This window comes from Aminobacter sp. P4_H6_2, from assembly GCF_056400805.1.
Genome location: NZ_JBFUKO010000067.1, coordinates 1 through 16,098, shown reverse-complemented (window position 1 = coordinate 16,098; position 16,098 = coordinate 1). Strand labels below are relative to the sequence as shown.

Annotated in this window: 5 protein-coding genes; 4 read left to right on the top strand and 1 reads right to left on the bottom strand. The window is 59.6% G+C overall.

Going from position 1 to position 16,098, the window contains the following annotated elements; genetic code table 11:
* A partial coding sequence (locus tag AC1DUU_RS08165; protein WP_476782917.1) for a peroxidase family protein occupies positions 1 to 3,640 on the bottom strand: 3,640 nt, incomplete at its 3' end.
* Positions 3,641 to 4,333: 693 nt separating this feature from the next.
* Here AC1DUU_RS08165 and AC1DUU_RS08160 point away from each other — a divergent pair.
* The 4 genes from AC1DUU_RS08160 to AC1DUU_RS08145 form a co-directional block, all read left to right on the top strand.
* Positions 4,334 to 11,002: a peroxidase family protein gene (locus AC1DUU_RS08160; protein WP_476782916.1), complete on the top strand. Its 6,669-nt coding sequence runs from the start codon at positions 4,334 to 4,336 to the stop codon at positions 11,000 to 11,002.
* A gap of 128 nt (positions 11,003 to 11,130) precedes the next feature.
* Positions 11,131 to 12,909: a type I secretion system permease/ATPase gene (locus tag AC1DUU_RS08155; protein WP_476782915.1), complete on the top strand. Its 1,779-nt coding sequence runs from the start codon at positions 11,131 to 11,133 to the stop codon at positions 12,907 to 12,909.
* Positions 12,906 to 14,774 (top strand): calcium-binding protein, encoded by a 1,869-nt coding sequence (locus AC1DUU_RS08150; protein WP_476782914.1) that lies wholly within the window; start codon positions 12,906 to 12,908, stop codon positions 14,772 to 14,774. Before AC1DUU_RS08155 ends, AC1DUU_RS08150 begins: the two co-directional genes overlap by 4 nt.
* A 30-nt stretch (positions 14,775 to 14,804) precedes the next feature.
* The coding region (locus AC1DUU_RS08145; protein ID WP_476782913.1) for an HlyD family type I secretion periplasmic adaptor subunit at positions 14,805 to 16,098 on the top strand (1,294 nt) is incomplete at its 3' end.

Below are 16,098 nucleotides of genomic sequence, written 5' to 3'. Positions count from 1 at the left end.
CCATTGATTCGAATTCGTCGAGTGCGGCGTTCTGCGGCAGGGTTGGCGCTTCGTCGAAAATGATCGGAATCGACAGGTCCGCATTCACCCCGGCGATGTTGTCCTTGTAGGTGACCCAGTCATAGCCAGACATGCCAGCCATCTTGCCGCGGCCGGGGCTGCCGACCATGATGTCGTCGCCGCCTTCGCCGATGAACTCGTCGAAACCGCCATCGCCCAGGAACACGTCATTGCCACGCACGCTGTCGCTGGCGAAGATTTCGTCGAAATTGTCGCCAGGCGCGCCGTCGAACGTGCCGGTTTCCAGCCAGTCGTCGCCCTCGTTGCCGAGGATGCGTTCGGCGTTCTTGTTGCCTAAGATGAAGTCGTTGCCCAGGCCGCCGAACACTTCCGAACCCATGTCGGTGCCAAGCACGATGAAATCCTGTCCGTCTCCGGCGAGCACCAGATCGAGGCCCGGACCGGCGTTGACGACATCGTTTCCTTCGCCGGCCTTGATGTTGTCGTCGCCCCCAATGTCGGTGATGATGTCGTCGCCGCTGCCGGCGTTGATGATGTCATTGCCGTGGCCGCCTTCGAGCCTGTCGTTGCCGCCATCGCCAAACAGCGTGTCGTCACCGATGCCGGCAATCAGGATGTCGTTACCGGACGGGTTGAAGGCGTTGCCGGGATCGGTGCCGCCGAGCACGACATGATCGCTGCCGGTATAGCGCAGGTAGTTCGCGTCAGGCCCCGCGGTTCCCGGATTGTTGCGGATCACCAGCGGCGTCAGGATTGAACCGCCGGCCGGGTCGATGCCCAGATTGTCGGCGGTTTCGTCAGGCGCGGTGTTCGGATCGTTGTTCAGCTGACCATCGGCGCCGGCGGTTTCGCCGAGCCCCGGATTGTACTGCTTGGTGCGGTCCACTTCCAAGATGAGGCCGGGGGTCGAGAACACGTCCGACGGCAGGTGGGTCGCGTCGGTGTTGCGCATGATCATGGCGGCGAAGGAATTGCCTTCCATCTCGCCGAACAGATGCAGGCCGTCGAGCCTTTGCAGATAATAGAAGCGGTCGCCGTTCTGCAGCTTCTCCATCGTGGTTTCGAACACAAAGTTGAAGGTCGAGCCCAGCATGCCGCCGAACGGCGTGATCTGTTCGGCCAGRCCACCGATCCACAGGTCGACATTCTCGAGGCCGCCAAGGTCGGCCGCATATGCGCCGGTGCCGTTGAGGAAATCCTCCGCATCCGCCGGAACCAGGAAGCCGCCGACGGACACGCCCGTGATGATGGTCAAGGCGGCGTCGCGCTTGCCTTCGATCGTGGTCTGTCCGGTGATCAGCGCATGTGTGCCATAGGCGGCGATGAAGTTGATGATCGAGGCTTCGTTCTTGAGATGGCCGGCATAGTCGATCCAGCTCTCATAGGGCTTGAGGAGCGCGTCGTTGTTGGTCACCTCATAGAATTCGCGCCGCGCCGCGTTAAGCGACGGCACGCCGGTGTCGCGGCCGCGGGCCAGGTTGATGGTCGCAAGGTCGAGCGGCAGGCCGAGCAGGTTGTTGCGCAATGCGCTGGTGACGAACTCGTCGATTTCGTTGCCGACCTGGCGGGTCATGCCGCGGATGATGGATCCGGCCATTTCGCCGGAGCTCTGCGAGGCAAACTCGATCGGATTGAGGAAGCCCTCGATCAGGCCGATCGATTCATCGTTGAATTGGGGATCGAAGCGGTCGATGGATTCCGTCAGCATCGAATGGCCGAAACGGTAGACCACGTGCGCGAACTCGGCGACGATGCTCGGGTCGATCGTCACGTCATAGCCGTCCGGAACCAGGAACACGTTGACGTTCGGCTGGATCTTGCGGGCGAACTCTTCGAAGACGAGGTGCTGGTACTGCATCTCGGTCCCGAACTTGGCCGCCTGGAACAGGCGCTCGCCGTTCCAGTCGAGGGCGGCAATCGCCGCGGGGGAAGTGGGAAGCTCGGTGATGGCGACGTCGAGCCACGCGTTGATGAAGTCGATATCGCCGCTCTCCAGCACGACGTCTTTAGTATGCTCCATCAGCCGGTTGTGCTCGGAATGGAACACATGGTGGACGGCGGTCAGGCCAATGTTCTCGTTGCCACGCCCGTCACCGGTGATGAAGTGGGAGTCCAAGAGTTCGTTGTCGTATTCGGTGCTGCCGTTGCCGGGATTGCCAAGGCCGATTTCGGTGTCGCCGTCAGCGATCTTGCCGACCGGCACCGCCGTGTGCGCAATGTCATCAAGGAAGGCATGGCCGGTGCGGACCGCAAGGTGAACGACAGCGGCAGGATTGGTGGCGTTCACCAACTCTAGCGGATCGGCCGGCGTGCCGGATTGCAGCGTGCTTGGCGAACCGGCGGGCACGCCGAGCATGACGACCTGCGGGAACCCGGTCGTCGATGGGATGAAGTTGCCGTAGGCATCGGTTGCCAGCAGCGGCAGGTTGCCGACGTGATAGTCGGTCAGATCGATGCCGAGGATGTTGCGGGCCTGCGCCTTGATCTCTCCCCAGGTCGGCAGGCCACCATTGGCGCCGTCCAGCAGGGAGCCCGTGGCCTCCGGCCTGCCGTTGACCAGCGTATATTCGCGCAGGAAGACCTGGTGCGACGGATGCGACGTATAGGTCTGGTTCTGGTCGACGAACGATGTCGTGGTGTTTAGCGGAAGCGCGTGATCGTCCGCGGTGCCTGCAATGCCGTCGACGCCGGGCGACAGCACGCTGGCGCGCGTCAGGACCATGAAGTTGGTGGGGCTGGTGGGATCGTAGAGCGGATCGTCGGGCTGTAGCGGTACGAACACGGTGCCGCTGTTGCCTTTGGCGACGAGATCGAGGCCGTGGTCGAAGAACTGGCCGAACAGCGTGAACCACGAGTTGAACGAGGCCGAGAGGCCTTCATCCGGTGCAATATTGGTCAGCTTGATGTTGTCGCCGTCCATTTCGATGCCGTTGGCCGTAAGCATGCCGTCGAGGTCGACGCGTTCGATGGCCAGGGCCGCATTGGCGGTGTCAGCGGCGGCCTGCGTCTGCGTGGCGGCAGCGATTGCCGCATCCAGGGCTGCCTGGGTTTCGGGCGTCGGGGCCGTATCATGGGCTTGCTGCGCGGAGACCAGCGTCCGCTGCGCGTTGATGTTGGCGAGGTTTGCGTCCTCGGCAGCCTCGATGAACGGCTTGACGGTCTGGTACTCGGCCTTGATGGTCGCGGCGGTCGCAAGTTCGCTGCCCGGTGCGGCGCCGGCGCGTTGCAAGGCAACCATGATGGCGGCCGGGTTGTCCAGCGTCTGGTCGACGATCAGGTTGGAGATGGTGCGCAGGCTGCTGTCGACGACGATGTTGCCCGGATTGTTGGAGGGGTTATAGGACGAAGCGGTCACGCCGCCCGGCGCTGGTCCGTTCATGTCCACCGGCGTCGCGGGCCGGTACTGCGGGTCGAGCAGGGCAGGAAACTCGTTGTCAGCCGCGCCCCAGTTCTCGCGCCCGGGAAGCAAATTGTTGTAGGTGCCGTCAACGGTGCGCAAGCCGAAGCTCAGGTTCGGCGCCGGAATGAGGTCGCTGAGCGGCGTGCCGGCTGCGTGAGCTTCGGAAAGCTCGATCTGCTTCAGGATGAAATCCAGATCCGAACGGATGTACTTGACCATTTGCCTGCTCCCCAGTGGTTGGTTCTGCTGGTTCCCCGGGCGTCCGCGCGAGAGATCAGGAGAAGCTGTTGTGTGAGCGCTCGCGCGCCGTCGTCTTCGTCCACGCTCGTGTCAGGACGGCGTGATGTTCCTTCGGAAGTTCCGGGTCGCGATAAGGTGAACGCCAAGGACCCCCGTGCAAGCATGATGCAGACTTGGCCGGGCTCAGAGCATGGGCGGAAGTCGAGCTACTTCAGCAACTTTCGGCGAGAGCAATATGAGACGTTGGTATCGCGACAACCGCACCTTCGTCGCGTTCTTCATAGGACTTTGGTCCTTGATCGCGCCTTTGCTATTTCCCTGTCAGAAATAGCTTGCGCAAGATCAACAGCGAAGATGCGGGCTGGTCCGCGAGGCGGCCACCTTGTCCGCCAAATTCACAAGCAAATCGCATAGCCCGCTTTGCCACCACCATACTTTGTCTTGGTGTTTAGCTGGACCAAAGCCCAGATCAGGCGCCGAGCTGGTCCAGATACAAGCAGACCAAGGCATTCTTCACATCGTCCGACCTTCCGAAGTTATCGGCGACGGCCTTCTTGTGCACCATTGCTGATGAAGTCGCCGTGAACCTCGTCACGCGGCGATGCCAGTCAATTGCGATGCTCCGCTCCGACACCGGATTGAGACATCGCCGAAGCGCAAGAGGGGAATGTCATGGTCAATCTGGTGAAGCACGATCTGGAATTCATACTCAAGCAGATCAAGATCGCAGAGGCACACGCGGCTGGTGGCGACTTGGCGACGTTGGTCGCCGAAGCCGGTGGCCTGGATGCAGATGCGGCTGCAGGCGTTCCGTTGCAGGCGCACCTGCTTCCCTACGGACTGCGCACGGTCGATGGCAGCTACAACAACCTGCTGGAGGGTCGCGAACAATGGGGAGCCTCGGCTGAGCCGTTCGTCCCACTGGTGACGCCAAGCTATGGCAATGACGCGGACAATGATGTCCTAGTATTTGGCACGCCCGCCAACCCGGTTTCGCTCACCAACACGGACTACACACCGGGTTCGCCCACGGGAAATCCGATGTTTGTTGCCGGGACAGTCGTCGACGCCGATCCGCGTCTTATCTCAAACCTCATTGTCGACCAGACGAGCAACAACCCTGCCGCGATTATGGTTTATGAGGCCATGCTTGAGGAGGGCAAGACGGCGTCGCGCACGCAGTTACTGGACAATAACGGTGTAGGAAAGGTTCATGCCGCCAACGTGGTCGGACCGGACGGAGCCGTGCTCGCCGCGGCTGGATCCCCTGTCTATTCCTACACCTTCGAGAACGTCTCTCCTGATATCGGCGACTCGGCCCCCTACAACTCGATGTTCACGCTATTTGGTCAGTTCTTCGATCACGGGCTTGATCTGGTTGCCAAAGGCGGATCGGGCACCGTTTACATTCCGCTTGCCGAAGACGACCCGCTTTACAATCCGGCAACTCCGCACACCAACTTCATGGTAATGACGCGTGCTTCGCGCGATGCGGATGGCAACGTCGCCGCAAACGTCACCACTCCTTGGGTTGATCAGAACCAGACCTACACCTCAAACGCCTCCCATCAGGTGTTCCTGCGCGAGTATGTGATGCTCGATGGCGAACCCATTGCCACTGGCCGACTGCTTGATGGCGATCGGGGCCTTGCAACATGGGCGGACGTCAAGGAGCAGGCCCGGACGATGCTTGGCATTGAGCTAACCGATGCCGACGTGGGCAGGGTCCCGATGCTACTCACTGACCCCTATGGCGAGTTCATCCGCGGCGCCAATGGCTTGCCGCAATTGCTGGCAGCCTTCCGCCCCGATGGAACGCCGATTTACGTCGAAGGCGATCTCGTAACTCCGATCAATCCATCTGCGATTCAGTTGCCACTCGGCACGATCATACTGACATCGACAGGGACGCAGACCATCATGAGCGGCATGACGGTCAATGCGGCACGTACGCCAAACGCTTTTCTGGACGACATCGCTCATGCCGCGGCACCGGTTCTATCCGGTGGCGCCTTGCAGGCTGACGCGGATAGCGAGCTTGGTTACTCCGGCGGGTTCAATTCGCGTGGGCAGCAGACTGCCTACGATGACGAACTGCTTGATGCACACTACATCACCGGTGACGGCCGCGGAAATGAAAACATCGGCCTGACCTCGATCCACCATGTCTTCCATTCCGAACATAACAGCCTTGTCGAACAGACCAAGAATGTCGTGCTTGCTTCGGGCGACCGCGCCTTCATCAATGAATGGCTGCTCGTCGACCTTGGAGTGAATGATCCTATCCCGGCAAATGGCGCGGGGCTGATCTGGGATGGCGAACGCCTGTTCCAGGCCGCGCGTTTCACCAACGAAATGGAGTATCAGCACCTCGTTTTCGAGGAATTTGGGCGCAAGATGCAGCCGGACGTAGATGCGTTCCTTTTCGAACCGTCAGCCGACGTCAATCCGGCCATCTTCGCCGAGTTCGCGCATGCCGTTTATCGCTTCGGCCACTCGATGTTGAACCAGGATATCGACCGCATCGTCCAAGGAACCGACGGCACCTACAGCTTCGATAACATCAGTCTGTTCGAAGGGTTCCTCAACCCGCTGGAACTGGGCGCTGTGGATGCCAACGGCAATGTGATTGTCGATCACGACGCAGCCGCCGGCGCGATCATCCGCGGCATGACGCGGCAGGGCGGCAACGAGATTGACGAATTCGTGACGGACGTTCTGCGCAACCAATTGGTGGGCATCCCGCTCGACCTTGCGGCGATCAACATCGCGCGTGGCCGCGACGTTGGCTTGCCGACCCTAAACGAGGCCCGCGCCCAGTTCTTCCAGATGGCGGGACAGGATTCTCAGCTCAAGCCTTACACGAGCTGGGTCGATTTCGCCCTGAACCTGATGAACCCCGCCTCGATCGTCAATTTCATCGCCGCCTATGGCACGCATCCGCTGGTTGACGCGGAGACGACGATCGAGGGCAAGCGCGAAGCCGCAGCGATGCTGGTTTTCGGGGACGCAAGCCTGTCGGGCGCGGCAAAGACTGCGTTCGACAATGAACGGCAGGCGTTTCTCAATTCCACTGGCGCCTGGGCGAATGCCGAGACGGGGCTCAATAACATCGATCTCTGGATCGGCGGTCTCGCTGAAAAGAAGATGGATTTCGGCGGCATGCTGGGATCAACATTCAGCTTCGTCTTCGAGCTGCAGATGGAAAACCTTCAGGAGGCCGACCGCTTCTACTACCTGTCGCGCGTCCAGGGCCTCAACCTATTGAACGAGTTGGAAAACAACTCGCTGACCGAGATCATCATGCGCAATACCGACCTGGAGGGTGAGGGTCGGACGGCGTTGCCGGGGGATATCTTCTCGACGCCTGATTTCACCCTCGAAATGGATCAATCCAAACAGATTGGTGACGATCCGGAGTTTTCGAACCCGATCCTCCAGGCCCTGACCCCGCTAGTGGCGCGCAAGGACACCGATGGCGACGGTGATCTCGACGTACTCATCTACAATGGTGGCGATCACGTGGTGATGGGCGGCACCATTGAGGACGACATCATTGTTGCCGGCGAAGGTGACGACACCATCTGGGGCTACGAGGGCAACGACACTATCGAAGCCGGATACGGCGTCGACGTAGTTCATGGCGGCGATGGCGATGACATCATAACCAATGCCGGCACCGACATTGGCGCCATGGACTTCTTGCATGGCGAGGGCGGCAACGACGTCATTCACGGTGGCTCCGGCCTGGCGCTGGTCTTCGGCAATTCGGGCAATGATTTCATTATCGGCGGCCCCGATGGGAAACACCTGCTGGGCGGTCTCGGCAACGACTTCGTTCGCGGCGGCGACGGCGGCGACTTCGTTATGGGCAACGAAGGCGACGACTGGCTCGAGGGCGGTGGCCGCTTCGACACCCTTGCCGGCGAGAACTCAGAGCTCTTCTTCAATTCGACCATCATCGGCCATGATGTAATGAACGGAAACGGCAGCGACACCGACTACGACGCCGAGTCCGGTGACGACATTATGTTCCAAAACGAAGGTATTCAGCGTTCTAACGGCATGGCCGGCTTCGATTGGGCGATCCACAAAGGCGACAGCAATGCCGCCAACTCCGATCTCGGCATCCCGATATTTGCAACACAGGAAGCGTTCATTCTGCGCGATCGCTTCGATCTGGTTGAAGGTCTCTCTGGGTGGGACAGGAACGACACCTTGACCGGCCGCTCCTCGCCCACCAACGCCCGATCCGAACTCCAAAACACTGCCGCCATACCTGGCCCCGACAGTCCGCTGGACTCTTACTCGAACGCTCTGCTGGAGAAGAACGTCGCGTTGATCAGCGGCCTTGATGCACTTGTTGCGCACCGGGCTCGCACCAATGTCACCATCAATGGAAAGACCGAGACCATTGTCGTCGAAACAGCGGACGCCTCCGACATATTGTTGGGTGGCGGTGGCAGCGACGTCATCAAGGGGTTGGCCGGAAACGACATCATCGATGGCGACAACTGGCTAAACGTTCGCATCCGCATCGTCAAAGACGGAATCGTCTATACCGCTGACGGTATGACCACCCAGGTCTATCTCGAAAGCGATCTGAACGAAGGCGCGCTTGTTCCAGGCGCTGCGGCGCAGTTCGGCGGTCGGTCACTCGATGCATTGATGTTCGACCGTACGCTCAATCCTGGCCAGCTATCGATCGTTCGAGAAATCGTCGACGGCGATCTGGACAATTCAGATACCGATATTGCCGTCTATACCGACGTGGTCACCAACTACACCTTCACGCGCAACAGCGATGGAAGCGTCACTGTCGATCACACCGGCTTCGAGGATCCGGGTGATGGCGAAGATCCGAATGGCGAAGACATTCCAGAAGAGACGGTCCAAAACAAGGTGCGTTCTGACGGCACCGACCGCTTGTTCAACATTGAGAAGCTTCGTTTCTCCGACGGCAACGGCGGAACGATAGACTTCAACGTCGGCCAGCTGATCAACATTGCACCCACAGGCGCCCCGACCATCAGCGACATGACACCCACCGAAGGGCAGACGCTGACAGTCGATACCAGCAGCATTGCAGACGCCAATGGCGGCATTGCTGGCGGCTTCGCCTATCAGTGGCAGGTTTCCGAAGACGGCGGCGCCACCTGGAGCAACATAGCGCTGGCGACCGGCCCAAGCTTCACCCCAGTTGACAATCTTGGGGCGGGTCAGGTCGGCGACCTTCTGCGCGTGCGGGTTAGCTTCACCGATGGCGCTGGTAATGCCGAGCAGCTGTTCTCAGCGCCAACTGCAGTGGTTGGTGACAACTGGAATGCCGTGCCATTCTTAAGCAACACCTTCAACGGAACAGCGGGTGACGATATTGCYAACGGGACGAGCGGAGTGTTTGGTCTCGGAGCAAACGATACGCTCAACGGCAATGGCGGAAATGACATTCTTAACGGGGCAGGCGGCAGTGATACACTCAATGGCGGCGCTGGCAACGATACATTGAACGGTGGCGGCGGTAACGATACGRCCGTCTATTCCGGGCCAATCCGCAATTTTAGCCTGCAAAACAATGGCGGGACTCTTACGGTAACCGACACTACCGGCGTAGAAGGCGTCGACACGGTCACTGCGACGGAGACCTTGAGATTTGGCACCGTAAGCTACGCAGTGGTCAACGGCACCGCCGGGAACAATGGCAATCTCAATGGCATCAATGGCGCCAACGGCTCGCAGGCGATCTTCGGGCTCGGCGGCGCCGACACGATCAACGGTGGCGGTGGCGACGACTACATCGACGCCGGCGAGGGCGATGATACCATCACACAGACTGGTAGCACCGGCGGACGCGATTTCGTCGACGGTGGCGCTGGCACCGATACCTACCAGGTCAACGGTGCGGCAGGGGCGGAGACTTTCACAGTTTACTCTAGAGCTGCGGCTCTAGCTGCTATCGGCGGCCTTACCTTGGCAAGTTCGACAGAGATCGTCATAGCGCGCAACGGCGCCGTGATCGCTGAACTTGATAATATTGAAGAAATCCGCGTCAACTCGCTCCAAGTGACATCGCCTGGTGGCGCTGGCGGCGGAGCAAGCGGTGGCGACACGATCCAGGTCGTCGGCGATTTCACTGGCACGAGCCTTAGCTTCAGCACGATCACCATCGACGGCAACACTGGGGACGACACGATCAACATCACGGGGCTCTTGTCGGCCCATCGCATCGTGTTCCGATCCAATGGCGGCAACGACACGATCGTGGGGGCGCTGCGGGATCAGGATGTCATTGAACTGCCCGCAGGGACCGACCCTGCAGACTATGAACTCAACATCAACGCCAACGGCACCAAAACTCTTTTCAGCGCCACGCATTCGGTCACCTTCCTGGCTGAAGGAGAGCCTGAGATCCGCGTCGCAGGTTCCGGTGGCGGGGATGATCCGGATGATGAAGGCAATCATGAAGAAGATGACGATGCCTGCGAGTCTGACGGCGAGAGCCAGCCGTCCCATGGCGGTCCTTCAAATGCCATGTTGGGCACCAGCGGTGCAGATAGCCTGAACGGCACCGAAGCGGGCGATACGATCATAGGCCGTGATGGCCGGGACATCGTATTTGGCCGCGGCGGCAGCGACGACATCTTCGGCGATGGCGGAGCGGACATGCTCTACGGGGATGGTGGGGATGACCGCATTCTTGGCGGCGATGGCAACGACTTCATCAACGGCGGCGCTGGCAAGGACACCGTCTTCGGCGGCGGCGGCGACGATCTGATCGTTGCAGAAGACGGCGACGGCAACGACACCTACTACGGTGATGACATGGCCGGCGGTACGGGCAACGACACGCTCGACATGTCGGCGATCAACGCCAACATTACAGCCGATCTCGGCACCGGCCACATGGGGCGCGGCTCTGTATCAAGCGCCCAAACCGGTAACGACACGATCTGGGGCATCGAGAATTTCGTTGGCGGCTGGGGCAGCGATACAATCACGGCCAGCAGCGAGGTCAATGTATTGGACGGCGGTGCCGGCGGAAACGACACGTTCCGCTTCCTTTCCGCAGCCCATGCTGATGGCGACACGATCGTTGGCTTCCAGCCAGGGGACAAAATTGACCTAAGCGGGATGGACGCAAACTGGTGCGCGTCTGGCAAACAGAGCTTCACCTTGGTGTCCGATGGGTTCAGCGGAAGGGGCGAACTCATGGTTGCCCATGAAATCCGCGACGGTGAAGAATATACGGTTGTGCTCGGCAATACGAGCGGTGGCAATGACGCTGATTTCAAGCTCAGCATCAAAGGTTCCCACGAACTCAGCGCAAGTGACTTCAACCTTTGACGTCGCAATATGTGGGGCCGCAATAGCCGGCCCCACGTTCTCGTAGATCGGTCTTCCCGCCAACGCTTCTCGGGCAAGACCGGCTTCAAGGCAAAGCAAGCAGCAGGCTCCTGGGGTTTGGGTGGAACATGGGTACGCGTGCAAACAGTTCGATATCGGCGTCCAAGCGCAAAGGTGCTGAAAAGCTCACCAAAGGCTTCAAGAGCATCTTTGTATTCCTATTTGCGATGTCGGGCGTGATCAACATTCTGGCGCTCACGGGCGCCTTCTACATGCTGCAGATCTATGATCGCGCCTTGACCAGCGGCAGCATTCCAACACTGGTGGCGATCTCCGCACTGGCGATCGGGCTTTATTTCTTCCAGGGCATGTTCGACGTCATCCGGTCGCAGATTCTGGTGCGGATCGGGGCGCGACTGGACCGAAAGATCGCCCCAATGGCGCACCAAGTTGCCATCGACATGCCACGTTTTGGCTTTTCCACCGCCGAGGCGCTGGAACGAGGCCGCGACGTTGACACTGTGCGCGGTTTCCTTGGAAGCCAAGGACCGATTGCGTTGTTCGACCTGCCATGGATGCCGTTGTTTCTGGTGTTCGTTTACATTCTCCATCCGTGGCTAGGAGCGCTGACCCTTGGCGGGGCATGTGTACTTACGCTTCTTACGATCCTGACGGAACTGATGACCCGGCGGCTGAGCAGCGCGACCCACCAGGCCGCGGTGGCACGAAATGCCATCGCCGATTCCAACGCGCGCAATGCCGATGTACTCAAGGCAATGGGCTTTGCCGGACGAGCGGTCGCTCGTTTCGACCGCGCCAACGAGGACCACCTAGAGCTACAGACGCGGACCAATGACATCAGTGGTACATTCGGAGCGCTGTCGCGCGTACTGCGTATGATCCTGCAGTCGGCCGTGCTGGGGATGGGGGCGTACTTGACCATTCAAGGCGAGCTCTCGGCCGGTGCGATCATCGCGGCATCTGTCGCATCCGCACGGGCCCTTGCACCGATCGACCTGGCCATCGGCAACTGGAAGAACGTTGTCTCCGCGCGCACGGCTTTCGGACGGCTTAAAGAAACGGCCATGGCGCTGGCTGGATCGGCCGACCAGATGGTGCTCCCCGCCCCCGTAGGGTCGCTCAAGGTCGAAAACATTACCGTCGCTGCGCCCGGCTCTGGCCGCGTTTTACTCAGTGAGGTTTCCTTCGAACTCAAGGGCGGGCAAGCGCTTGGTATTATCGGTCCAAGCGGAGGTGGCAAGACTACGCTTGTACGAGCATTGACCGGCATCTGGCCTGTGTTGCGCGGAAGTGTAAGACTGGACGACGCCGAATTGACGCAGTGGGATGACGACAGGCTGGGGCAGTTCGTCGGCTACTTGCCGCAGGAAGTCGCTCTGCTCGACGCTACGATCGAAGAAAATATCTCGCGCCTTCATGACGCTCCCGAGGCGCGCTCGATTGTTGAAGCTTCGAGAGCGGCAGGCATCCACGAGATGACCGTTCGCATGCCGGATGGATATCGCACCGAGCTGGGCCCTCTTGGCGTCTCGCTTTCGGGCGGACAACGCCAGCGGATCGGGCTCGCCAGAGCATTGTACGGCAATCCGTTCCTAGTGGTCCTCGACGAGCCAAATTCAAATCTAGATGGCGAGGGTGAGGAAGCCCTGACCTCAGCGATAGAAGGCATAAAGCGCCGGGGAGGTATCGCGATTATTATCGCTCACAGGCCCTCTGCCCTTGCCGCGGTTGATCTGGTTGCAGTCGTCCAGAATGGCAAGATGACCGCATTTGGGCCCAAGGCTGATATTATCGGCGCTACCGCGCGTCGTGACGCCCCCCCTCCAGCCAAAGAACCCTCGAAGCGGATGGCAAACGCCCGTATCAGCGCACAGGTGACGGTATGATCGACGTCAAAGGCAGCAAGAAGGCACAACAAGAAACAGATCCTTCACAGCGATTTCGATTGAAGAACGACGTCCGGACCAAGACTCCCTTGCTGGTCGGCCTCTTTCTTGTTTCGGTTGCACTTTACCTGAAGGCGATGTTCCCCAGCCTGGCATCAAACCCCGACACCAGCGCTCCCGAAGAAGAGCCAGTTGACGCCAAGGCGCCGGCGACCCAAGAGATTGCCGCGAACGAACAAGCTCTCGACGCTTTGCCCGAGGACGGCATTCCTGTAGCCGAGGAGCCTGTGAGCTCCGCAAGCCGATTCATCCAGCCTGCCTTGCCAGCGCGCTTCATGGTCGTGAACTCTCCGGAGTTCGGATTTTTGCAGACAGAGGCAGCCATCAATTGGAACGGTTTCAATCCCTATTCGCGGCCAGCCAATGACAACAGCTGGAGTGTCGCTCCTGAAATAGCGGCGGAGGCACCTCAGGTCGCCCACGACGTTGTCGAGCCTGTCGCCCCAGGCGGGCCATCGGAGCAGCCGTCGGATACTGACTGTGATGAGACGGGCGAYGATGCGTGCGAGGAAGACGAAGAGGAGGCGCAATCCCCAAACCGGGCTCCTCGCGTCACCGGTCCGGTTTACCTGATGGATGTGTCAGGATGCGCAATCCTGACGATTGCACTCTCAGACTTGCTCGCCAACGCAGTCGATCCCGACGGCGATGCGCTTACTGTCAGGAATCTGAGCGTTTCGTCCGGAACCATCGTCCAATCCCAGGGAGGGTGGCTGTTCCAAGGATCACCGCATTTGCTTGGCGATGTCACTATTTCATACGAGATAAGCGATGGGCATCGTGCGGTGGGCCAGAGCGCCCATTTCTCCGTCGTCAAATCCTTCGTCGAAGGCGGCAATGGCGACGATAGCCTGCTTGGCACGATGTGCGCGGACGACATCGACGCTGGCGATGGCAACGACAACATTGATGGGCGTGCCGGTGATGACACGATCTTTGGCGGGCGTGGCGACGACCATGTGATGGCCGGTAGCGGCGACGATACCGTTTTTGGCGATGTGGGTTGCGACATCATTTTCGGAGGTGCTGGAAACGACCACCTCTCGGGCGGTGCCGGCAACGACCGGCTGTTTGGCGAAGACGGCAACGATATCCTGTTTGGAGATGCAGGACACGATTATCTGAGCGGCGGCAGCGGTGACGATCTGCTTCTTGGCGGCGCTGGAGACGACGTGCTGTCCGACGGTACTGGCCAGGATACCTTGCGTGGCGATTCCGGCAACGACATCGTGGTCGCAGCACTCGATGGCGAGGACGACTACTTCAATGGAGGCGATGGCCACGACACTCTCGACTATTCGAATTCATCCTCAGGGATAAACGTCGATCTGGTTACTGGCATTGCCAGTGGCGTCGAAATTGGCAACGACACGATTTCAGGCTTTGAGGTTGTCGTTGGCGGCACGGGGAACGATTACTTCATCGCCGGGACGGTGCAAGTAACGTTAGCCGGTGGGGCCGGAGCCAATACGTTCGAATTCAAGGGTGGCGAAACGACCGACTACCAAGCCGCTTCCGAGCAGACATCCGTTTTCCACGAGATCCTCGATTTCAAGGTCGGCGATCGCATCCGAATGTCCAAATACGATCTTTTCGAGCACGTGCTCGATGAGATTGGTGAGCGCTTCGAGGATATTTACGGCGACGAGGTCGAAGATAACGACATCGCGATCCGCTACCGACACGATCGTAGCGACGAGATCGACCGCACGATCATAGAGGCCGACTTCAACAAGGACAACTTCTACGAGACGACCGTTCACATTCAAGGACACCATGTCCTTGTCGTCGTCGAACATGTGTGACGCGGCACAGCGCCCGAAGGAGAGCAGTACATGAGCAGAAATGGGGACAGCAAACACGTGCGCGAAATCAACGCATTTGGAATCGGTCCACGCGTCGTCGCCGGGTTCGCGCTTGGCTTTTTGCTTGTAGGTGGGGCCGGTGGATGGGCCGCGACCGCCCAACTAACTGGTGCCGTGATCGCTCAGGGTTCAGTGACCGTCGAACAGAACCTGAAGTCGATACAGCACCGCGATGGCGGCATCATCTCAGACATAACCGTCCGGGAGGGAGATTTTGTGCGCGCCGGTCAAGTGTTGATCAGACTTGAGGACGCGCAGACCAAGGCTGAGTTATCGATTGTTCAAGCACAACTGACCGAGCTTGCGGTTCGCAAGGCTCGCCTGCTTGCTGAGCGCGATGGGCTCACCGAAATTGATTTCCCGCAAGAGCAAGGTTCTGGAACAGCGCACTTGGCCGCCCTCGCAATTGGCGAAGCCCGGTTGTTTGCCGGCAATCATACAAACCGCGAAAGCCAAAAGAACCAGCTCGAATTGAGCATTGAGCAGGTTGGCGAGGAAATAAAGGGCCTCGAAGCTCAGCGGCATTCGAAAGACAGTGAGATTGCCCTGATCGAGACGGAATATGCCAAGATTAAGGGGCTCGTCGATATGAGGGTGATCGAGGGCGCGCGCATCTACAACGCGGACCGTGAAAAKGCGCGCCTCAGTGGGGAGCGCGGTGAAATTGATGCCGCGATCGCGCGGGCCAGAACACGGATAAGCGAGATTCGCCTGCAGGTTATCGCTATCGACGAAAACAGTAGCACTGAGGCTCAGCGCGAACTGAGCCTCGTGGACACCAGAATTTCTGAGCTGAATGAACGTAAAACTGCAATCGAAGATCGCTTGTCGCGCACCGACATTCGCGCACCGATCTCCGGAACGATCAACGAATTGAATGTGGACACGATCGGCGGTGTCATCTCCCCTGCCGCAGTGCTTGTTACTGTGGTGCCTCAGGACGCAGAGCTCAAGATTGAAGTCAGGTTAACTCCTGCGAGCATCGACCAGGTGGCAGTTGGCCAACTGGCGCGCCTGCGTTTCCCAGCATTCAACCAGAGGACAACACCGGAACTGATGGGAGAAGTCGTCCACGTCTCGCCGGCAACGTCCCGCGATGCCACCACAGGCGAGACATTTTATCTTGGCGATGTGCAAATTCACCCAACGGAACTCGCCAAACTCGGCGACGAAGCGCTTCGTCCTGGAATGCCGGTCGAGGTCTATGTTTCCACCGAGGCGCGGACTGCCATCTCGTATCTGGCAAAACCCCTGAGTGATCAGT